At 60.4% G+C, this 21,792-nt stretch carries 19 protein-coding genes; 12 read left to right on the top strand and 7 right to left on the bottom strand.

Annotated elements, in window-relative coordinates; translation table 11 throughout:
* From EN845_RS35405 to EN845_RS07230, 4 genes are all read right to left on the bottom strand, one after another.
* The coding region (locus EN845_RS35405) for a hypothetical protein (RefSeq protein WP_167531279.1) at positions 1 to 632 on the bottom strand (632 nt) is incomplete at its 3' end.
* Complete coding sequence (locus tag EN845_RS07220; RefSeq protein WP_135907020.1) at positions 629 to 1,027, bottom strand: phage holin family protein; 399 nt, start codon at positions 1,025 to 1,027, stop codon at positions 629 to 631. The genes EN845_RS35405 and EN845_RS07220, both read right to left, overlap by 4 nt.
* Positions 1,024 to 1,542 carry a hypothetical protein gene (locus EN845_RS07225; protein WP_135907022.1) on the bottom strand — a complete coding sequence of 173 codons (519 nt, stop codon included), beginning with the start codon at positions 1,540 to 1,542 and terminating at the stop codon, positions 1,024 to 1,026. Before EN845_RS07225 ends, EN845_RS07220 begins: the two co-directional genes overlap by 4 nt.
* A 635-nt stretch (positions 1,543 to 2,177) precedes the next feature.
* Positions 2,178 to 3,068 carry a LysR family transcriptional regulator gene (locus EN845_RS07230; RefSeq protein WP_135907024.1) on the bottom strand — a complete coding sequence of 297 codons (891 nt, stop codon included), beginning with the start codon at positions 3,066 to 3,068 and terminating at the stop codon, positions 2,178 to 2,180.
* A 131-nt stretch (positions 3,069 to 3,199) separates the two neighbouring features.
* On the opposite strand from EN845_RS07230, the gene EN845_RS07235 reads away from it, so the two are divergent.
* The 7 genes from EN845_RS07235 to EN845_RS07265 all read left to right on the top strand — a co-directional run bounded on the left by EN845_RS07235 (position 3,200) and on the right by EN845_RS07265 (position 9,376).
* On the top strand, positions 3,200 to 4,048 hold the full coding sequence (locus EN845_RS07235) for a transporter substrate-binding domain-containing protein (RefSeq protein ID WP_135907026.1): 849 nt from the start codon (positions 3,200 to 3,202) through the stop codon (positions 4,046 to 4,048).
* 91 nt (positions 4,049 to 4,139) lie between these two features.
* Entirely contained in the window at positions 4,140 to 4,445 is a 306-nt protein-coding gene (locus EN845_RS07240) for a (2Fe-2S)-binding protein (protein ID WP_135907028.1), read from the top strand.
* Positions 4,442 to 5,986 carry an NAD(P)/FAD-dependent oxidoreductase gene (locus tag EN845_RS07245; RefSeq protein ID WP_135907030.1) on the top strand — a complete coding sequence of 515 codons (1,545 nt, stop codon included), beginning with the start codon at positions 4,442 to 4,444 and terminating at the stop codon, positions 5,984 to 5,986. The genes EN845_RS07240 and EN845_RS07245 overlap by 4 nt, the downstream gene beginning before the upstream one ends.
* A complete protein-coding gene (locus tag EN845_RS07250; protein ID WP_135907032.1) occupies positions 5,979 to 7,142 on the top strand; it encodes an FAD-dependent oxidoreductase in 1,164 nt (387 codons plus the stop codon). The genes EN845_RS07245 and EN845_RS07250 overlap by 8 nt, the downstream gene beginning before the upstream one ends.
* The gene (locus tag EN845_RS07255; RefSeq protein WP_135880715.1) at positions 7,139 to 7,852 is read left to right on the top strand and encodes an ABC transporter permease subunit; all 714 of its coding nucleotides are present in this window, start codon (positions 7,139 to 7,141) and stop codon (positions 7,850 to 7,852) included. Before EN845_RS07250 ends, EN845_RS07255 begins: the two co-directional genes overlap by 4 nt.
* Positions 7,853 to 7,854: 2 nt before the next feature.
* The gene (locus EN845_RS07260) at positions 7,855 to 8,547 is read left to right on the top strand and encodes an ABC transporter permease (RefSeq protein WP_135880714.1); all 693 of its coding nucleotides are present in this window, start codon (positions 7,855 to 7,857) and stop codon (positions 8,545 to 8,547) included.
* Positions 8,548 to 8,566: 19 nt separating this feature from the next.
* Positions 8,567 to 9,376 (top strand): ATP-binding cassette domain-containing protein, encoded by an 810-nt coding sequence (locus EN845_RS07265; protein ID WP_135907034.1) that lies wholly within the window; start codon positions 8,567 to 8,569, stop codon positions 9,374 to 9,376.
* Between the two features lie 274 nt (positions 9,377 to 9,650).
* Here EN845_RS07265 and EN845_RS07270 read toward each other — a convergent pair whose 3' ends face one another.
* A complete protein-coding gene (locus tag EN845_RS07270; protein WP_135907036.1) occupies positions 9,651 to 10,112 on the bottom strand; it encodes a cupin domain-containing protein in 462 nt (153 codons plus the stop codon).
* A gap of 109 nt (positions 10,113 to 10,221) precedes the next feature.
* Here EN845_RS07270 and EN845_RS07275 point away from each other — a divergent pair, with 109 nt between their 5' ends.
* Positions 10,222 to 11,775, top strand: coding sequence for a winged helix-turn-helix domain-containing protein (locus EN845_RS07275; protein ID WP_135907038.1), 1,554 nt, complete (start codon positions 10,222 to 10,224; stop codon positions 11,773 to 11,775).
* A gap of 262 nt (positions 11,776 to 12,037) precedes the next feature.
* Here the strand turns inward: EN845_RS07275 and EN845_RS07280 are convergent, their stop codons facing one another.
* Positions 12,038 to 13,861: an adenylate/guanylate cyclase domain-containing protein gene (locus tag EN845_RS07280; RefSeq protein WP_135907040.1), complete on the bottom strand. Its 1,824-nt coding sequence runs from the start codon at positions 13,859 to 13,861 to the stop codon at positions 12,038 to 12,040.
* A gap of 478 nt (positions 13,862 to 14,339) precedes the next feature.
* Here EN845_RS07280 and EN845_RS07285 point away from each other — a divergent pair, with 478 nt between their 5' ends.
* Together EN845_RS07285 and EN845_RS07290 are read left to right on the top strand one after the other, a co-directional pair.
* Entirely contained in the window at positions 14,340 to 14,825 is a 486-nt protein-coding gene (locus EN845_RS07285; RefSeq protein ID WP_135907042.1) for a hypothetical protein, read from the top strand.
* Between the two features lie 274 nt (positions 14,826 to 15,099).
* Positions 15,100 to 15,339, top strand: a complete 240-nt coding sequence (locus tag EN845_RS07290; protein WP_135880709.1) for a hypothetical protein — start codon at positions 15,100 to 15,102, stop codon at positions 15,337 to 15,339.
* Between the two features lie 387 nt (positions 15,340 to 15,726).
* Here the strand turns inward: EN845_RS07290 and EN845_RS07295 are convergent, their stop codons facing one another.
* Positions 15,727 to 15,963: a hypothetical protein gene (locus EN845_RS07295; protein WP_135857355.1), complete on the bottom strand. Its 237-nt coding sequence runs from the start codon at positions 15,961 to 15,963 to the stop codon at positions 15,727 to 15,729.
* A 1,637-nt stretch (positions 15,964 to 17,600) separates the two neighbouring features.
* Between EN845_RS07295 and EN845_RS07305 the strand changes: the two genes are divergently transcribed.
* Together EN845_RS07305 and EN845_RS07315 are read left to right on the top strand one after the other, a co-directional pair.
* Positions 17,601 to 20,150, top strand: a complete 2,550-nt coding sequence (locus EN845_RS07305) for a caspase family protein (RefSeq protein WP_135907044.1) — start codon at positions 17,601 to 17,603, stop codon at positions 20,148 to 20,150.
* 543 nt (positions 20,151 to 20,693) lie between these two features.
* A complete protein-coding gene (locus EN845_RS07315) occupies positions 20,694 to 21,785 on the top strand; it encodes an OmpA family protein (RefSeq protein ID WP_135907054.1) in 1,092 nt (363 codons plus the stop codon).
* Positions 21,786 to 21,792 lie beyond the last annotated feature (7 nt).

Genomic DNA, 21,792 nt, shown 5'->3' on the forward strand with positions numbered 1-21,792 from the left:
GTTTCACCGAGCTGTTGATCCTCGAATTCGGTGCGTGGAAGCATTGCTCCTACCGCTGTCCCGAACGCCAGGCCCAGAGCCGCCAGCATCAGCGGTTCCCGGCGCATCAGGTCCACGGCTGCGGCCGTTGCTTTACTAGCCTGATCACCGTATTGGCTGGCGCTGTGCGAAACGCTCGAAGCAGCACCTGCCATGGACGAACGCGCGCCATCGGCCGCATCTCCGACGATAGATTTTGCCTTGTCGGCGGCGCCTGACAAAGCGTCTGACACGCCGCTTATCAGACCCTCGCTGTCAAATGGGAGATCCACTGCTCCGGCATCACCGGCGAAGTCAGGACGCAAGCTCGAGCGGGCCGAATCATTGACCGAGACCGGCTTCTGGGCTCCTTGTCCTGCCATCAGCCACATCAAGCCAACGCTTACGAGAGCGACGGGAAGCGGATTCGCACCAACCTGTGACTTGAGGGCACTGAGCATCGAGCTGCCATCGCCGCTTGTAAAGAGCCCGGAAAACTCGTCGATGAGCTGGCCTGGCGTCATTTTGTTGCGAATGGATTCGGCCGTGTCGGAAACGTTGGCCCGCGCGATTTCGGCCTCACGTTGAAGTTCGGCGGATGATTTCTCGATCATTTGACTTGGTCCTTGATTACCTTTGCGTCGCTCTTCAGCTGCGCGGCGGTGCGATCCGGCGTTAATTCAGATGGTTTCATATTTGCGGAGCCTGTCTTCACCAAGACGAGGCCAAGGACGGCGACTACGATGCCGACCAGCAGCGACGACCATCCTGGTCCGAGAGGGGTTTTCGAGAGCGCGATGACCAGGGCCTGCAGAAGCACCATTAAGGCGGCCAGAAGGCAAATGGCGCCGCCCAGAACCTCGATTGCACCCGCGCCAGCCTTTTCGGCCTTTTCCGAGAGCTCAGTTCTGAGGAGCCTGCCCTCGGTCTGGACCAACGTAACAACCTGCTGCGACAGGTCTCCGATCAGCGTCATCAAACTGCGGTCCTCTTGGCTGCCGGGGGTCATGGCGTATCACTCCCGGCTGCCACATCGGGTTGGGGACGATCTTTAGCGTGGGGACCTGGCGACGAGCTTTTGATAAAGCGACCCAATGCCAGACCCGCGACCATTGCTCCACCGAACAACGCCGCCGGATTGCTGCCGCCGAAAGCGCGGACCTCAGCCAGGACTTCTTCGAAAGGCTTGTCCTTGAGCGACGCGGACATACGCTCAAGACTGCCGGCTGCTTCAAGGGCAAACTTTGCCGCCGCTTTCTGGTCGCTGTTGGCTAGGTGGTCACTGGCCGCGCGGACGGCGCCGCCAAGCGCGGCGACCGCACCCGTCAGGGTATTCTGTGCAAGCTGGGCCTCGTCGAGTAGCGCGTCCTTGCCTTCTGCGGCCACTTCCTTGGCTTTCTGTGAAATATCTTCCTTGGCTGAGCCGAAAATCTCGGAGGCCAAGCGCCCCGCCTCGTCGGCGCGGCCGGCAATCTCCCGCTGGGCCCGCGAGAAATCGGGGTTAGGATTCGGTTCAGATGCCATGCCAGTCTCCCATGTCGGGCCAACCATCAGTGGAGGCCTAGAAACGAGAGGATCGCGAGCACGACGACCACCAATCCGATCAGATAAATGACACCGTTCATGTGCGTGTTCCTCCAGACGGGGCAACTTGCCATTTCCTCAAACGTTCCGGCGTTCGCTGATTTATGGTGTCGGTGAGAGGTGCGTTGAGAGTCTCCTCACATCCGTTCTTTGCTCGAACCATGAACCTGGCAGCCTTTGAAGGGCAGGTACAACTGGACACGGCGCCGCAAAAAAAGCAGAGCAGGCGACGAGAGTCGACATTGGGTGAGATTGGCCCGGGCATCAGGGAGCTGCGTGACGGCGCGCTGTCGTGGCGCGAGACTTGAAGTCGCTGACAGGCGACTATCAACGCTGGCTCTTGGCGCAAAGGTCCGCGATACGGACGCGTCAATCCGCTTAGTCTCGCCATCCCGAAAACGGACAGTCCGCAAAGCGGCCATTTGCCGCCCGTCTGAAATGCGCCTCATATCGGTCGTTGCGAGAGGCCAAGCAGCTGTCTAAAAGCAGTCCTCTTCACGAGACCTTTCAGCGCACGCCATTTACACGAATCGGAGCTCCGCCTGATTGTTGAAAGCCATGGCCCCTCCAATCCTTCACGGGGCGCGCATCGATGTTTGGGCGGCAGCTTGGAGAGCGCGCTCTAAATGCAAGGTAGCCGCGCGTCCTGGGCGGTTCACCGATTGCTCAAGATAATAGTTCCCTGGTCCCGGCGTTTTCGGCACGAAGGAACAGACGCCCAAGTTCAAAGAGGCCGCCAATGGGCCACATACAGGAACATGGCCGATTGCAATGCCCAGTCCCTGGCTGACCATCATCAGCGCCAGTGGAGTCGTATCGACTGATTCCAGCATGAGATTGCGCCCCTGCATCGGCCCGAAGTTATGGGTGAGCAGCGCGGTCCAGCCCATGGCATGCGAGATCACATCAAACAATCGAAACGAGAGCAGGCTCTCAAGATCCGTTATTTTCGGGGCATCTTCCTTGCGGCACATAACGACATGCGACATTCCCATAAGCCAGTTGGGATGACGGACAAGGTGCGGCTCTTCTCCGAAACGGATCGCCAGGTCTGGTTCCGTCTTGCGCTGTGTGCCCTCCATCATGAGATCAACGCAAATTGACGGGTTCTCGCGCTCAAACTCGGCCAGGACCCGCGGCAACCAACTCATGGCCATCAACTGGCTTGCAAGAAGGGCGACACGCTCAACGCGCTGCTTGCCAAAGATCGAAGCGGCCTTGCTTTCGATCGCACCCAGCGAAACCTGAACTGTCGGCAGGAAGTCACGTCCCTCGGCAGTAAGGCTAATCCGGTTCGCCGCCCGTTCGAATAGCGCGCGACCCAAGTGGGTTTCCAGAGCCAAAACCTGCTGGCTCACCGCCGCCGCCGACATGTTCAATTCCTTGCCCGCGCGAGCAAAGCTCTGATGCCTCGCGGATGCCTCAAACACGCGAAGCCAATTCAAGGACGGGATCAGCGCCGACATGATCGGGCAGCATAAGCTCAACTTAGCCTTAGAGCAACGAGATACTGTCTCCAGCGAAGCCCCGTTGGGTGGCATATTCAGGCGGGCTGAAGGACCCGTCCATTCCAACGCAATAAGAAAGGGAACAGGGAATGCAAATTCGACGCACGATACTCGCGCTGGCCGTTATGCCGCTTTTGGCCGGCACGGCGGTCGCCCAGAACCTACCTGACCATATCACCATCGCTACTGAAGGGGCTTACCCTCCCTGGAACTACACCAACTCCGATGGTTCGCTGGGCGGCTACGAAATCGACCTGACCAAGATTCTGTGCGAGCGCATGAAGATCAAATGCGACGTCGTTCCACAGGAATGGAGCGGCATCATTCCTGGCCTCACCGTCGGTAAGTACGATGCCATCATCGCCTCCATGGGCGTGACCGAAGAGCGCAAGAAGGTCGTCGCCTTCTCCAAGCCCTATGCGAAGGCGCCAAACGGGTTTCTGACTGCGGGCGACAACGCACTGAAGGACCTACCAGACGCCGGTCAGTCTTTCGACCTCGCGAAATCTCCGAAGGACGCCGAGGCCGCAATGGAAGTCCTGAAAGGAAAGCTCGCCGGAAAGGTGATCGGCGTACAGACTGGGACGACGGCGGCGACCTTTGCCAGCCAGTACTTCAAAAATCTTCAGATCCGCGAATACCCGTCGTTCGAGCAACTGGGTCTGGAACTAACCGCGGCACGCATCGATGTGGCAATCGCCAACGTGACGGCCTTCAAGGCCGTGATCGACGCCAATGCGAAGGGAGCGCTCGTCTTTGCCGGTCCAACCTTTGCCGGCGGCGTGCTCGGCCTCGGCACGACCAACGTTGCGCTCCGCCTCAAAGACGATGCGCTACGGGCGGCATTCGACGGCGCCATCACCGAGATAAACAAAGATGGGACGAACAAGGCCCTCACCGCGAAGTGGTTCGGCGTAGACATCTCGATCCACGAGTAATTGACCCGGTCCCCTCCCTTTCAAGGGAGGGGACCAATGCATGCTCCGGTCGGCGCAAGCGGTCCCTCAAGACATTTCGACAGGTGCTGGCATGTTCAAGCCCATCGGGTCCTCCGAGGCGACTATTACTGTCTTCTTAGACAGCGAACCGATTGCCGCTCGTTCGGGTGAGACGATTGCTGCCTGTCTTTTGAGGGCCGGCGTTTCGCATTTCCGCACCACGCCGATTAGCGGTTCTCCCAGGCTGCCATTCTGCATGATCGGTCATTGCTTCGACTGCCTGATCGATATCGAGGGCATTGGAAGCCGCCAGGCATGCCTTTCGCAGGTCCGGGACGGGATGAGGGTTCGGACCCAGAAAGGTGTCACGACGATAACCGGAGCAGGATCACAATGACCATCCTGACCAATCCAATTTCGCCCGGCGAAGTACCAAACGGACGGGTGCCCGATGCCGATGTCATCGTCATTGGCGCAGGCCCTGCAGGAATGGCGGCTGCTGTCGAACTGGCTTCTGCGGGAAGCCAGGTTGTCGTCCTCGACCTACAGCCGGCACCCGGCGGACAGATCTTTCGCGCGCTCGACGCGAACTTTGAGGATCGTCCAGGGACCGAGGTCCTTCTCAAAGCGCTTGGCCCGACCTACGCCGCAGGTCACACGCTGATCCAAAAATTCAGGACTACGCCTCGCATCGACTATCGCCCTGAAACCGCCGTTTGGGATCTGCGCGCCGATGGCACGGTCGGCTGGCTCAAAGGAGAGGTGGCCGGGTATTTGCGGGCGAGGCATGTGTTGCTTGCCAATGGCGCGATGGAGCGCCCAACTCCCTTTCCCGGCTGGACCTTGCCCGGCGTGATGACGGCCGGAGCTGTGCAGACCCTGATCAAGGCCGGGCGTCTCCAGCCAGAGGGCCGGGTCGTGCTCGCAGGCACCGGCCCCCTGATTTTCCTTCTTGCCGAGCAATTGCGGCGCCTCGGGGTAAGGCCAGCGCTTATTGCCCGCACGGACCGGCTGCGGCACAAGATTGCGGCACTATCCCGGCTTCGTCTTGCGGGCCTTCCCGCACTTCTGAAAGGCGTGGGCTGGCTTACCCGCTTGCGGTTTGCCGGCATCCCCATGCGATCGGGCATCACCGAACTGCAAGCGCATGGCGGCAGCCAGGTAGAGCGCGTGAGCATGACTGTCGCGGGCATGAGGGTGGAACTGGCTTGCGACCTGCTGGTCGTCCACGACGGTATCGTCCCCGCTGTCGATCTGGCGCATGGTGCCGGCCTGGCGCTGGAATGGCAGAAAGCCGATGCATGCTGGCGGCCAAAAACCGCGCGGGACGGCAGGGCGCAACTGGCGCCAGGCGCCACCTTGACCACTGGGCCTTGCCGCATCCACGTTTCAGGCGACGCTCGCATGATCGGTGGGGCAGACGCCGCAATTGCCCATGGGCGCCACGCAGCAAGGGCAATCCTCTCTGAGCTCTCCGGTGCATCAAGCCTGAAAGTAGACAGTGACGTCGAGGGGGCTGCTGTGTGTGTTCAGCGCGCGATTGCCGCTCGGCCGTTCATCGATACGGCCTTTCCGCCCGGCCTCGCTTCGCAACTACCCGAGGATGCAACAATAATCTGCCGGTGCGAGGAGATAACTGCCGGTACTCTCCGCGCGATTATTCGCCAAGGTGCTACCGACATGGATCTGATCCGTGGCGTTTTGCGCTGCGGCATGGGCCCATGCCAGGGCCGGACCTGCTCGGTTACACTGGCGCGTCTCCTTGAGGAGACAGTGACGCAACAGTCGGAGTTTCCTGTTCCTTTCCGGGCGCGACCACCGCTGCGACCACTGCCCTTGGCGGCGCTTGCCGGATTGACCGGGTTCGATCCGCAGTTGGCCGAGATTGTCTCGCTTGATGATAAGCCAGAGGCGTCCTCGGACGGTTCCCATGCGTAGGGCTGTCGATGATGTTTTGATCATCGGTGGCGGTCTGCAAGGCTGCTCGATCGCGCTGTTTCTCGCGCGGGCTGGCAGGCAAGTCACCGTAATCGAGAAGAACCTTGCCGGGCGTCATGCTTCAGGGGTAAACGCCGGCGGCCTTAGGCTCCTGATGCGGGATGTGCGTGAATACCCGCTGTCTCTGCGCGCTATGGAGATGTGGGAAAATCTCACCGAATACGTTGGGGCTGCAGGCGCCGAGGCTTGCGAAGTGCGCCTGGGCACATCGCAAATCGCGCTGGCCATGGATGCTGCGGAACTGGATTGGGCTGAGGTGCGCGCTCAGGATATGCGACGTCGCGGCATCTTTTCGGAGGAATTGATCGGTCCGGAGGAATTGCACCGCTTGCTGCCCGGCCTCGCGCGCTCAGCGCTTGGCGGTCTCATTTCTCGGCGCGATGGACACGCCAATCCTGCCAACGCTGCTCGTGCCTTCCGCGATGCTGCCGAGGCGGCTGGCGTGCGAATTGTTGAGCGCTGTGCCTTACGCGAACTGCGACGTGCACCGGGAGGCAACTGGGCGGCTGAAACCGATGCTGGGTCTCTCGAAGCGGAGCGCATCATCAATTGCGCCGGCGCATGGGGCGCGAACGTAGCGGCCCTCGTGGGCGAGACACTGCCAATGAAAATTCTGGCTCTCACCATGATGGTGACAGCGCGTGTGCAGGCCTTCGTTACGCCGGTGGTGATCGGAATCGACCAGCCGCTATCGTTCAAACAGAGCGCCGTCGGCTCCCTGGTTATCGGCGGCGGCATCTCGGGTAAGCCCTGCCCGGATCAGGATACCTCGTTCACCATCATGGACCGCATGGCCTCAAGCGCGATCGCCACGATTACTGCGTTTCCCGCTCTGGCAGGTGTGCCAGTTCTAAGAACCTGGACAGGTCTCGAAGGCGCAACGCCTGATGGTATCCCCTTCATCGGACCCAGCACCCAGCATGACGGCCTCTGGCACGTGTTCGGGTTTTGTGGCCATGGCTTTCAGCTTGCGCCTGCGATTGGAGAGATTGTCGCCCAGTCGTTGATTTCCGGGGCTGCCGACTCGAGGCTTGCTCCATTTGCAGCAGACCGTTTTCGCACCAAACCACCGCTCAATCATGAGGCCTTGCAATGACGACGAGCTTCATAGAATTGTTGGGCTTCGGACCACAGGGCTGGGGTCTACCTCTCCTCAAAGCGGCAGGGATAACCCTAGCGGCCGCGATTTGTGGCTTCTTTCTTGGCAGCGTCCTTGGAATTGGTGGTGCGAGCCTGAAACTGGCACGATCGCGCTTCTTGCGCGCCATTGGCCAATTCTACACAACGGTTTTTCGCGGCGTCCCTGAGATCCTTGTCGTTTATCTGTTCTATTTTGGCGGAAGTGTCGTTCTTTCAAAGGCGATGAACGTCGGTGGCTTTCCCGGCTTTTATTCGCTGCCTTCCTTTGCAACCGGCGCCATCGCCGTCGGGGTCGTATCCGGCGCCTATCAAACCGAGGGCTACCGGTCCGCCTACTTGCGCCTCGACCGGGGGCAGATAGAAGCCGGCGCCTCTTGCGGCATGTCCAGACTATTGCTGTTACGGCGCATCATCGCGCCGCAAACGCTGCGCTTTGCCCTGCCCGCGCTAGGCAATGTCTGGCAGTCGGCGCTGAAGGAGACATCACTTCTATCAGTGATTGGGCTGAGCGAGTTGCTGCGCCAGACCGGGACAGCCGCGGGTTCGACCCGTCAGCCGCTGCTGTTTTATGGCGTTGCCGCCCTGGTGTTTCTGATCATCGGCCGGTCAACGGGCATCGTCTTGATGCGAATGGAACGCCGCCTCGCCAAACCCTGGAGTCGCTGATCATGGATTGGCCGTTTCTTTTGGATGTCCTGCGGCAGCTCCTGTCCGGCCTGCCGCTCACTCTGCAGCTTGCCGCCTTGTCGCTTTCGATAGGTTTTGGTTTGGCAGTGTTGGTGGCTGCGGCCGCAGCCTGCCCGTTGCCGCCTTTGCAATGGCTTGCCCGGGCTCATGTCGAGGTGTTTCGTGGGACGCCGCTCCTGGTGCAGATATTCCTGATCTACTACGGCCTCGGCCAGATCATCATTTTGCGCCAGTCCTTTCTCTGGCCGTTCCTGCGCGAGCCATATTGGTGCGCAATCCTGGCTCTGGCACTTAATACCTCAGCCTATACGGCCGAGATCATTCGCGGTGCGGTCCAGGCGGTGCCGCCGGGCGAAATCGAAGCAGCTCGCTCGTGCGGCATGTCGGGCTTCCTGCTGCGTCGCCGGATCATCTGGCCGATTGCGCTACGCCAGGGGCTCCCAGTCTATGGCAGCGAGGTGATCCTGATGATCAAGGCAACATCCTTGGCCAGTATCATCACCCTGACCGAGGTGACCGGCGTCGCCTACAAACTGATTTCCTCGACCTATCGCGTCCTGGAAATCTTCGTGGTCAGCGGCGCGATCTATCTGGCGCTCACCTTCCTCCTGAGTTCAGCTCTTTCGCTGGTCGAACGGAGACTGCACGCCCATCACGCACATCGCAAAGCCTAGCACCCCATAGGAGACCCACATGGCTCATGTCGCCGCCTCCGCCGCCTCAAATAGAACTGCTGAAACTGCCGCTATCTCAGTTGAAGGCCTTCACAAGCACTTTGGTAGTGTGGAGGTCCTGAAGGGTATAGATTTCGAGGCCAAGGACGGAGAAGTGGTCTCCATTCTGGGGGCGTCCGGCTCCGGCAAGTCGACTTTTCTGCGTTGTCTCAACCTTCTAGAGATGCCATCGGCGGGACACCTGCGCATCTTTAGCGAGGAGGTCAGGCTGCGGGCAACGAACGGCAACCTATCAATCGCGGATCGCAAACAGGTCGATCGGCTCCGCACGCAAGTGGCGATGGTCTTCCAGAATTTTTGCCTCTGGAGCCATATGAACGTCCTCGATAACCTTATGGAGGCGCCGCTCCACGTCCAGCGCCGAAACCGCGCAGAGGTCCGGGACGAGGCCGAGGCCGTTCTCAAGCGGGTGGGCCTGCTGGAGCGGGCCAAGGCGTACCCAGCCCAGTTGTCAGGCGGCCAACAACAGCGAGCAGCCATTGCTCGGGCCCTGGTCATGAAACCGCGGGTCTTGCTCTTCGACGAACCGACATCCGCACTTGATCCCGAACTGGTTGGGGAGGTCTTGAAGGTAATGCGCGACCTAGCGGCGGAGGGCCGAACCATGCTCATCGTCACCCATGAAATGGCATTCGCACGCGACGTGTCGAGCCGAGTCTTGTTTCTGGATCAGGGGCGGATCGAGGCTGAAGGCAAACCCAATCGTCTGTTTGGTGGCGGCGCAAACGAGAGGTTCGACCGGTTTGTTTCCCGGTTTAACCAAGGTTGAGGCAAATACTCTGATCTGCAATAGATTCGGCCCTGGGGCTGCACCATGGCAAGGCCGTCCACCACGGATCAAGCGCGCGGCCGGAGGGAGCGGGCTAGGGGCCGACGTCACTGTGATGAAGCTGGAAGCTGACAGCCCGGTTCCGGCTCCAGCTGCCCGGCGGTAATGCGCCTCATCCCTGTCGTTCAGGGCCGCCTGTACACCCTCAGAAGCGGACATCGCAGGTGCCGACGATGCGCGGCTTGCGCCATTACGCGATACCGCAAATCAAAGCCTACACTTTTATTGTCAGGGTCGAGAGCTGGTCAGTGTCGTAACGGTCCCGCAAGTGGGCAAGCGCTTTCGGATCCGGAGAGCTGTGTGTAGCCAGTTTGGCAAGTTCTTCGAAATAGTGTTCATGCCCAGGCGGAGAGACGGTCATCAGCACCCGCGCAGGCTTTTCGCCGATATTGGTGATATTGTGCGGCGCCCCCGGTGGAATAAACAGGAAAGTACCTGGGGTCGCGTGGATCGTCTTGTTCCCTACATGCCACACGCATTCGCCCTCAAGCACAAAGAAGGTTTCCTCCTGCACGCGGTGAACATGAAGGCCGGTGGCGAACCCGGCCGGGATTGTCCAGTCGAACATACTCGTATGTTTCGTATCCTCGCCAGTGACGAGGAACACCATTGGATAGCCACGTAGCATGACCCCCTTGTTCTCTTCGGGCATGCGAATGACGGGAGCGACGCTCATCTGATCCTCCATTGGTAACATGTGGGCAAGATGTGCTTGGCGTTTCGGCAAGTCCTTAGGCCGTTCCGAAATCGTTGCGAAAAATTCACAAACGGTATCTTCTTCGCAAATGCCAACACGCTTTGCATTTGGCCCGTTTCGCCTCGACGCCGATGCGGGAATTCTATTCCACGGCGTCGAGCCGACGCCGCTCGGCAAGCGGGCGGTCGCGTTGCTTGCGCGGCTTGTGGAAAAGGCGGGTGCGCCGGTTCAGAAAGAAGCTTTGATCGAGGCGGCGTGGTCCAGACAGGCCATTGAGGACAGCAACCTTACGGTCCAGATTGCGGCGGCACGGCGGCTCCTTGAGGACTTGGCGGGCGGCGCATGCTGGATCGAAACGCTGCCGCGACGCGGCTACCGCTATATCGGGCCGGCGGTCACAGCCGATAGCCGCGATCCGAGAGTCGATGGAGCAGAACCGGCAACGCTGACATTGCCGGACAAACCCTCGGTCGCGGTTTTGCCGTTCTCGAACCTAAGCGGCGATCCGGAGCAGGATTATTTCGCCGACGGTATGGTTGACGATATCATCACCGGCCTGGCGCGCATCAACTGGCTGCTCGTCATCGCGCGAAATTCGACCTTTGCCTACAAGGGCCGCGCCTTGGACGTGAAGCAGGTCGGCCGCGAGCTTGGCGTCCGGTATGTACTCGAAGGCAGCGTGCGGAGGGTCGGGGGCCACGTGCGCGTGACCGGCCAGATGATCGATGCATCGACCGGCGCTCATGTATGGGCCGAGCGATATGACCGCAGCTCCGACGATATCTTCTCGCTTCAGGATGAGATCGCCATTTCGGCCGTCGGCGCAATCGCACCGAGCCTGCGGCGTGCCGAAATCGACAGGGTGAGGCGCAGGCGTCCGGATAACCTGGATGCTTATGACCTTGTGCTTCGGGCCCAGCTTGACGTTGATTCCGGAATGCCTGAGCGGGCGATGCGAGCGCTCGTGCTGCTCGAACGCGCCATCGAACTCGATCCGGCCTATGCGCTGGCGCACGGCAACGCTGCGATGTGTCACCACTGCCTCTTCCTCCGAAGGGGCTTGGAGGAAGCCAACCGCGCCGCATCGATACGCCATGCGCGCTCCGCCATCCTTCATGGACAGGACGATGCGTCCGCATTGACTCTCGCGGGATTTTCCCTCGGCATGGATGGTCATGACCGCAGCGCTGCTTTGACTGCAATGGAAGCCGCGCTTGCGATCAGCCCGTCATCGGCGCTGACCTACATTCTCGGCAGCGTCGTCCTCGGATGGAGCGGAGAAGCAGAGCGAGCCATCGAGTGGAGCGAACGAGGCATGCGGCTAAGCCCATTTGATCCTTGGGCCTTCGCCGCTTTCGACGCGCAGGCGATGAGTCATTTGCTGTGCGGCCGCTACGACGAAGCCTGTCGCGCCGCTTACAAGTCCGTTCAGGCCAATCCCGCACACAGCATCACTTATGTGCAATTGGCCGCTGCGCTTGCCAAACTCGGCCGGTTGGAAGAAGCGAGGGCAGCTGCCGCACGGGTGCTCGAACTGCACCCAACTTTTCGCTACGGTCGCCAGTTTGCGGGCGTGAACTGCGCTCAGGCGCTCGCGGAATGCCTTGGTGATGCGCTTCATGCTGCCGGGCTACCAGAATAGCGCGGCGCTCTCGTGAGTATGATCGGTCCGGGCCAATGAGCGGATGTCGCATGAGACGGCCGGTTGGCGGCGGTTCAATTCCGGTTGCCGGATTCTATGGGTGCAACCAAACTGGTGAAAAACGGCACTAAGCCAGGATTTTTGGTCCTTCATCCTGCCAATCGCCAAAATACATCAGGTGGTTGGATACCATCAAAAATACCAACACCGAGACGGGGGAAACCCACTTAATAATGGTGCCGGCCTTCATCGCGCCGCCGACCTAGCGGCCCCTCGAAACCTCTAGTGCAGGCGCAGGGCTTTCGTCCGCGTATTCGGGTATCGCCGCCTTGGCGTACCCCTGCCGGATGCGTTCGGCGTCGGCCGGATTGCTGAAGGGTAGCCGCCCCACGTGCTCTGAAAAGCGATAGCTCGGGTTTATCTCTTTTAGCTCGGCGCTCACGCGCCGTGCTTCATCGACGTCGCCGAGGTGGCCCAGCGCGGCAATAAGGAGCCCCCGCGACAGGTCGGTCTTGGGCGACACGCGGATACGCTCGCGAAATGCCTCGACCGCTTTCTGGTACTCCCCGGCCAGGAGGTAAGCCGAGCCGATGAAGTGCCAGGTCAAATGGCCCTGCAGCGGATCGAGGCGCAGCGCGTGCTCCAGATCCGGAATCGCCTCCAGCGGCGCGCCGTTGTAGATGTTGCCCACCCCGCGCAGGCCGAAGGCCAGTGCGAAGTTGGGGTTGAGAGCAAGCGCCTTCTCCACCTCCTCGCGATGTCCGGCCGGATCCTTCTCCCAAAACTTCACCAGCGCGGCCATGTAATGCCCATAGGGCAGGTTGGGGCCCTTCTCGAGCGCCAGCCGACTATAATGGGCAGAGAGTTCCTTGCTGTCGGTGCGCCCGCTCCAGTGGTTCTGAAAGTCGTGGTTGTAAGCGTGAGCCAGGCCGGCATACGGTTCGGCATAGTCGGGGTCGAGCTCAATCGCCTGGATGAACAAGGCGACCGCGCGCTCGAATGTCTCGTTTGTCTTATCAGGACCGGACAAGACCTCGCGCCCGCGCAGGAAAAGATCATGCGCCTGGATGTTTCTCGTTGGTGTATGGGCGATGCGCGCCGACTCGGCCGGGGTCAGGGCAACCCTGAGGGCTTCGACGATGCGGCGCGTCACGTCGTCCTGCAGCGCGAAGATATCGGTCATGTCGCGGTCGTAGCGGTCCGCCCAGACATGGGTCCCGGTCCGCGCATCGATCAACTGGGCATTGATCCTGACGCGGTTGCCGGCGCGGCGGATCGAGCCCTCGAGCACCGCAGTCACGCCGAGCTCGCGCCCGACCGTCCGGACATCGATGTTCTTGCCTTTGTAGGTGAAGCTGGAGTTGCGGGCGATGACCGAGAGGCCGGCGACCTTCGACAGGTCGGTTATGATGTCTTCGCTGATGCCGTCGGCGAAGTAGTCCTGCTCGGTGTCGCCGCTCATATTGGCGAACGGCAGGACGGCGATCGACAGCTTTGCCGACTTTGATCCTGCGGGCCGGCTCGTCGAGGGTTCCGACGTCGCGATCGCCTTCGCGCCGGCGGCACCGACCGCCAGCGAATAAACTCGGATCGGCTCGGCGATGTTCTTGAGCTGCGTGCTGCCGAGATCGGCGACCGAGAGGTTGAGCCTCGCTTTGACCTGGCGATAGGCATCTTCGGACAGGCAGATGGCCCCGGGCGCCGCAACGCCCTCCAGACGCGACGCGATGTTGACACCATCGCCCATCAGGTCGCCGTCGCTTTCCTCGACAACGTCTCCCAGATGAATGCCGATCCGGAACTCGATGCGACGGTCCTGCGGTACACCGGCGTTGCGCTCCACCATTCCGTTCTGCACCTCGATAGCGCAGCGGACGGCATCCACCACGCTGCGGAACTCGACAAGCGCTCCATCTCCGGTGCGCTTGATCACGCGCCCGTTGTGCACGGCGATGGTCGGATCGATCAGGTCGCTGCGTAGTGCCCGCAACCTCGCCAAGGTGCGATCTTCGTCTTCGCTGGCGAGCCGACTATATCCGACCACGTCTGCGGCTAGAATTGCGGCTAGCTTGCGATTCTCACCCATAGCGCCCTCCGCGGCTATCGAGGTTAGCACAACGAACCGTTGAGCGCCTCCCCATTCGATGGGTGCGATCCTGGCGAAAGTCGTCGTTGAAATTAGCGCGCCTAACGGCAGCTATTCAAGCTCGACGCCCGTAAGCCGACAGTCAGAACTCGGCCTCAAATCGGTTATCGGAAACGGCAGCGTATGATCGGTCTTGGCCACCTATCGGCGCTTTCCACCCTCGATCATCGCCCGCCGTTTAATTAGCCACGATGTCAGCATGCGTGACCCAACCGGTTGCGGATATTGTGATTGCGGCGGGTTATGGTTGGACCTCTGCGCCGAGCCGAGGTTGGACGCGTAGCGTGCTTTCAGTGCATATCCGACCTAAGTCCTGAGGTAGCGCCAGCGAAGGTCCTGCATTCGCCTTTTTCTGGGCATAGTGGGAATATCTCCGTCTCTTCTGCGTTGTCTCAATGTATTGAGGAGGAAACCTATCATGCAGAATCCAAAATTAACCCGAACCTTGCTGCTCGCCCTTCGGGCGTCAACTGTCCTGGCTTTGGTGGTGGCGCCCTATCAGCTCAGCTTTGTGAGCTCGGGCAAGATCCAAATAGCCGCCGCGTATGCCAAGAGCGAGGGTGGCGGCGGCAGTAGTAGTGGTGGTGAGGGTCATGGCGGCAACTCCGGGTCTGGCAGCGATGGAGATCACGACTCTGGGCACGGCGGCAACTCTGGCCGCAGTGGCAGCGGCGATGGTGCAGACCACGATGCCGGTGACGACATTGGGCATGATGGGCAGGAGCACGTGAACGCGGCAGACGATAAGGTCGAGATTTCAGGTGACAAGACCGAAGTCACCCATCCCGACGGCACAAAGGAAGAGATTGAGAATGGCCGCCTGGAGGTGAAGGACCCTTCGGGGCGCACTATAGTTGAGCGTGCTGCAACACCCGAGGACATCGCGCGACTGCAGTCGCTGTAAGCACAGATCTGTATGGCACAACGCGTCAATTCACCTCCGTCTGCGGGCGAGGGCGCTCTGAAGCCTTTCAACAGCGTAACTTTTTGACGGACCCATGCGTCGGCTTTCGGTGCCGTAAGCAAAAAACCCAGCTGGATCAATGATCTAGCTGGGTTGAAACAATCGAGTCTGACCAATTCAGATCCACCCAAACGCCACATAAAGCTTCAAAGCATAAATGTTGGGGGAGCCCAAAGTTTGTGCTACAAATTGTGCTACCTATTGTGATATTGCGATGCTTATCCACTGGTTTGGACCTATTCGTCTCAGTCTCATTGATCGCACCCGTCACACTTACCTCAAGTACGAGGCGGCGCCGGACTGTGTCGAGGCGCTGGGTGCACTCAACCGCTGGCCCGGCCGAACCGGTATCCCGATCGCCGTGTATCTGAAGCGATGGGAGGCGAGCTGTGCTGAGCTTCAAGCCTCGCCCCGACTGCCTGTCCGCCTGCGCAAGCTGTTGCGCATCGCGTGATCAGCCCAAGCCAGCGAGTATTGTCATCTGGGATCGTCACGCGCGGAATAAAGTGCGGACCCGTCCGCTTGCGGGCTCAAGCCCTCGCGGCCACGCGCGCCAATGGCCGCTCCCATTGCGAGCGGAATTTCGCACCGATTGCACCGACCATAAGCTGCAGCCAGTCGTGCTGGGTCGCGCCGGAAGGTGTTCATCGACACAGTTTACGGCAGTTGCCCTGAATGTGCTACATATTGTGATAAAACTAAATAAAAACAACATTCTTATGTCGCATATCGACCCCAGCCAACGGGGCCTTATGACAAACGCGTCTCTTCGCTATGTATTGGCAAGCCCTGGGGTGAAAAATGCCTGGACTAAGCTTCGGGCCATAGGTCGAGTCCTCGTTCAACCCTTAGAACGTTTGACTCGCTCACGCACTGCGGAAAGGCGCCTTTCCTTCGCCTGAAGATTCTGCAGCGCGGCCTCCAGGTGGTCATATAGCGGAAGCCATGCCTCGCCTTGCTCGCCGCGTGCGACGATGATTTCTGCGATGCGGTCGAGAACTCGTTCGATGCGCTCGGTAGTGACCGGACGACGAGTGGTCGAGTGCGCTCTCACGAAATCACCCTCCTGCAAGGTCACCGGGTCAGCATCCCTCTGTAGTCGGATTTGGATCATGGGGGAAGGCTGGCGCAATATTGATCGATCGACAGCAGTAAGACATCGGCTGCTCTAGCCGCCTACGAGTGACTCTATAGTAATCGGCGATGCGCTCTCTTACGGACTTCCTTGCTAGCCTGCCTGGTATCATGCCCATTAAGACGAGAAGGCTCGTTCTTGAAGGAGATGTTCTGTCGAAAGCTGAGCGCGCCGACATCTACATACCCGAAAGGAATTGGCTCGATCTCGTTCTTGAGGTTGGTCCTGATGCAGCCGCAGCGATCCTGTTAGCCTACAAAAACGGGCGCCTTCCGATGAAGAGAGGCTGTACGCCAACGAATTCGCCTCAAGCAGAAGCTTATCTTGCCGAAGGAGACAAACTTAGGAAGCAACTCGCGGAGAGAAGGAGCAGAGCAAGCGGTTAAAGACCCATCGCTCATTCTAGAGCGAGATCTCATGCATCGCCTGATCGACAGCGTGTTTATTGCTAACATTGGCACCGGATCAGGTCCGATGGTGTTAGCGGGCATCACTGTGCATAAGCAGGTCATCGGCTACAAGAGCGATAGCGGGAAGAGCACAGGTTGGCGCCTTCGGTTGACTGGACAGGATCGGATGGTCAGCCCCGGCATTCCGAGACGGTCCCGCCGTAGGCCGACAATCGACGCAACGACCCTGATCGAAACTGGGGCTTGCATGAATGATGGCGCTACCAAGTGCCAATGGAGCAGGCTGGCTCTTTTGGTTGCGATGGATGGATCGCTCCAGCGGGGCGTGATAGACTGTGCTGACGGTACTTTTTGAGATCGGGTCGAGTGTGCGACTGAGCACCGAGAGAGCGAAAACCGACCGATTGGCTCCGATAGTCTATGAAACCTCAAAACTTTTTTTGCGGCGATTTTCCGTTTAAAGTCAATAGTGTAACTTTTTGAGGGGCCGTGTGTCGGCTTTCAGTGCCGCAGGAAAGCAAAAACCAAGCTAGATCAAGGTCCTAGCTGGGTTGGAAACGATCGAGTGGGAGCAGGGGAAACGGCGGCGATAGGGCGGGTTCGGCACTGTAGCCTTCGCTTTTACCCATTGCATCCAGTATCAGTCGCCTCCCAAAAGATGGTGGCAAAGCTGAATGCTGAACATGTCAAGCATTGATGTAAAGCGTCCTTAGAACCGTGTCGCGCTTTGGCGTACAATGACGTGCACATAGGCGGCTGAACCAGCAGCGATGGTTTGATATTGGAATCCTGCATCACTCGCTGCCTGCCGGCATGGCTTGAAAGTTTTCCTCGACAATCTGGCGCATCCGGCACTTCGGAATGGAATTGCCGCTCGTCTTGTCTTTGGCCATCCCATGACGAGGCCTTCCGACTTCACTGCACCCCGTCTCTGGGTTCAAGCTTGGTGAATGCGTCGGATCCGGACGGCCATGCCGGTGCGGTTAGACACTCATTGCGGATGGGTCTGCTCTGAGGTACCTTGCACATTCCGAAGGTGCCTGCCGCCGCGATGGTTTTTCAGTCTTTTTCCTGTTGCTGTTTCGGCGGATTGTGAGTTCTTCATCAGACCTTGATACCGCAATCTGGGGAGCTTGTGGTCGTCAGGTCGCGGCGGTTGAGGCGGTTGCCATGCTCCGGCTGTGCGGATTAATCGCGGTTTTCCTCGTGGCCGCCTTCACGACGTTCGATGCGTCGGCCGATCGAAGGGTCGCGCTTGTGATCGGCAATTCCGAGTACCGGGAAATCCCCGCCCTCAAGAATCCCGACAAGGATGCCGAGGACGTATCCAAGACGTTTCGGCTGGCCGGCTTCGAAGTGTTCGTTGCCAAGGACCTCACAAAGCTGCAATTCGAGGAGCAGTTCCGCAACTACCTTGCTGCGGCGGACGGCGCCGATCTGTCCGTCGTCTACTATTCCGGTCATGGCTTTCAGATTGGTGGCGAGAATTTCCTGATCCCCGTCGATGCCTCGCTGAAGAATGCAGCCGACATAGAGGTCCAGGCGGTCAAGCTGGATGATGTCCTGCAGCAATTGCGCGCGAAATCGAAGATCCAGGTGATCATCCTCGACGCCTGTCGCAACAATCCGTTTCCGCGCAAGGATTATTGGCTGAGGGACCAGCTGATCACGGCCGGCAACACCGGTCTTGCACAGGTCAAAAGCTCGCTGAATACGCTGATCGCCTTTGCCACCGAGCCAGGGGCGGTCGCCTATGATGGAGGCGGAGACCTCAGCCCGTTTTCGTCCGCATTTTCGCGTCGGGCGCTGGCGCCGAACCAAGAGATACGCACGGTCATGGCCGCGGTGCGCCGGGATGTGGTCGAGGCCACCGACGGCAAGCAGGTTCCCTGGGAAAACTCCTCGCTCATCGACGAAGTTGTCCTGATGCGCCGTGCCAGCCGGCCTTCGCTGCCGCCGGTTCTTGAGAAAGTCGTGCCGTCGGGTGTCGGGCCTGTTGCCCTTGACCTGCCGGAACCGGTCGATGTCGATGGCGGATCGATCACCGTCAGCATCGAAAGGCCGCCCGTGCTCGGACGCCTGCTGCTGGACGGCAGGGCCGTCGAGGTCGGCGAAGAGATTCAGGGCGTGGACCTGCCACGCCTGAAGATGGATGTGCCCAAGGGCGCCGGTGCGCCCGAAGAGGTGGACATGCTGGCCTACGCCACGCATGACAATTGGGGTGGCGAAGCCCGGGGCATCATGGTGTTCCGTGTCAAGGATGGCCACGGCGCCCAAGGCGAACAGATTGCGGCTTCGCTCGAGACCGAGCAGAAGCAGCAGGTGCTGGAGCGGGGCATTCATATCACCGGCGCCGCCGAGGCGATCGAAAACCGCGAGATCAGCGTCCCGGTCGGAGTAGGCCCGGTTCCGCTGAATCTGGATTTCCCCACAAAGGATCCCTCCGTCAGCCTGAAACTCGCGAGCTATCCGGCAACGGGAACGCTGTCCCTGCCGGATCGTGCCCTGTCGCCGGAGTCGAGCCTGATGGCGGACGAGGTCGACCAGCTGCGCTACGAACCCCAGATCGGTGCTGCCCAGCCGGTAGAGGTCGGCTTCGAAATCCGCGCCGACAGCAGTTCATCCAAGCCCGCCACCATGAAGCTGTCGCCACGCGTCGATCCTTGCGACCAGGCCGCCGGCGAGCCTCTCGACCTGCAAGGCGTCGTCCCCGGCCTGCTTCCGAATGAAATCGGCACCGAGGCCGTGAAGGCCTGCGAGGCGGCGGTGAAAGCCTATCCCGACGTCGCCCGCTTCCGCTACGAACTGGGCCGAGCGCTGCTGGCAGCCGGCAAGGTCGAGTACGCCAAGAAAGCCGTCCAGGCGGCAGCCGACAATGGTCACGTCCGTGCCGTGTTCGAGCTTGGCTACTTCAACGCGACGGGCACGGGAATGCCTGCCGACCGCAAGCAAGCCAATGCCTTTTATGCGGCGGCGTCCGACAAGGGCGATCCTTACGGGATGACGTCATGGGGACGTGCCCTGTTCAACGGCTATGGCGTCGAGCGCGACACTGGCAAGGGGCTGGACCTTCTGCTCAAGGCGGCAGCCATGGGCCATACCTACGCGATGAATGATCTTGCCGCGATCTTCACGGAGGGCCGCAATGGCGTGCCCGCCGATCCGGCCCGCGCCGTGGCCTTCTTGAAGGCGGGCGTTGAGCGGCAGGACATGTATTCGATGAACCTGCTCGGCCGAAATTACCTCGCCGGCGTAGGTGTCGGGAAGGATCCCAGCCAGGCGCACGGGCTCTTCCAGAAGGCCATGGATCTCGGCCAGCCTTACGCTCCGGCTAGCCTCGCGCGCATGTACCGGGACGGTGTCGGCGTCGGGCAGAACCTCGATGAAGCGCAGAGACTGTTCGAACTGGCCACGGCCCGCGGCGATCAGTCCGGCGCCTATGACCGGGCGGCTCTCGAAATGCAGAAGGGCGACAAGGCCGACCAGGCGATAGCGGTGCGCTACCTGGCCTTCGCGGTGGCACTCGATCTTCGCAAGGAATTGCCGGGCGCCCAGGCGACGCTGACAAAATTCGGCGTGAAGGCGAAAACGGCGGCGCTGAAGCAATTGCACGGCGAACTCAAGTCGAAGATCGCGGCGAACGGCTCGCTGGACGACCAACTGGTCAAGACGGCCAGAGCGGTCTGGGAGCAAGCCAATCCGCGTCGGGACTTGTTTTGATCACAAGGAGGCAATGGTGGGCACGGCAGTGAAGCAGGCATTGATTGCAACGGTTCTATCCGGTGCCCTGGCGGCGCTAGCGGGCTGCATGTCCGTTTCGCCCACGGCCGAACCAACGGTGACGACGACGAAGCACAGACAGAAGCTCGTTCGCACGACGTCCACGCCAAAGATCGACCAGCAGAAGAAGGTCACCGCCAAAAAGGTGATCAAGCCGGTTGAGGAAACGGCACCTGTCCCCCCGCCAGTCACTCCGTCCATGGGTGGAGGCGGGAACGGAGGTAGTGGAGGCGGCGGTTGGGGAGGTTGATCAAACCTCAAGAATGCCGGACGTAGCTACGACCATGTCCTGGTCGTGGCGGCACTGACTCCCGGATCGTTTCACACCGGCTTAGGCTTAGTTCAGGAATGGGGCAGCATCAGTTCTTCGCCGATTATCCTGCATTCTTAGGATTTGCAGCCGTACTCGCCAACCAACCGCGAGTGCTCTATGCTCCCCGCTTGATGTCGGGTCGATACGGTGGTCCTGGGCAGGGGCGTTCCATGTTCGAAGTCGTCGCATTCTGGTGGAAGACAACGTCGAAAGGCCTTGCTGCAGCAAGGGCTCTTGGCCTCACGTTGTTGCTGTTGCTCGGGTCGCAAGCCGCCAGCGCCGCGCCGAACTGGACGCTCGATCCCGCAGCTTCGGTGATCACCTACCAGTCGGTCAAGAAGAACACGATCGTCGAGACCAACAAGATCAGGAACATCACCGGCACGCTGAGCGCGGCGGGTGATGCCAAGGTCACATTCGACCTCAACTCGGTCGATACCGGCGTCGACCTGCGCAATGTTCGCATGCGCTTCCTGTTCTTCGAGACATTCAAGTACCCGACGGCCGAGCTGACGGCGAAGGTGGATCCCGCCGCATTCGCCGATCTCGCGACAAAGCGCAGGGTGAAGGCAACCTTGCCTTTCCGTCTCAATCTGCACGGCGTCGACAAGGACCTCGAGGCCAGCGTCGTCGTCACTATGATCAGCGACACCATGGTGTCGGTTGCTTCGGAGGCTCCGGTCGCTGTCCATGTCGAGGATTTCGGCCTGTTGCCGAACGTTGACAAGCTGCAACAGGCAGCCAATGTCACCAACATCGTGCCGACCGCGTCGGTATCGTTCGATTTCGTCTTCACCGCTGACGGCAGCAAGCCGGCCGCCGCTCCGACCGCCGCGGCGAATTCAGCCGAGGTTGGCCCCGTTGCCACCGATGCCGCCAAGGCGAACTTCAGCGACGAGGAATGCCTGAACCGGTTCGCCGTGCTGTCGCGCACCGGCGCCATCTACTTCCGGCCGGCCAGCGCGCGGCTCGATGCGAAGAGCCGGCCGTTGCTTGAAGAGGTCGAAGGTGTCGTCGGCAAATGCCCGAGCCTCAAGGTCGAGGTCTCCGGTTACACCGATTCCGACGGCTCGCCGGAGGCGAACAAGCAATTGTCCGAACGGCGGGCCCAGGCGGTCGCCGATGCCATTGTTGCCGCGGGGATTGCGCGCACGCAGATCACGGCGACCGGGTATGGCGAGGAGCGGCCGGTTGCCGCCAACGATACGCCAAAGAACAAGGCGCTCAACCGGCGGATCGAGTTTTCCGCGACCAAGCTCTGAGGGTGCG

Origin of the sequence: Mesorhizobium sp. M8A.F.Ca.ET.202.01.1.1 (assembly GCF_004791595.1) — a bacterium.
Classification (GTDB): Bacteria; Pseudomonadota; Alphaproteobacteria; order Rhizobiales; family Rhizobiaceae; genus Mesorhizobium.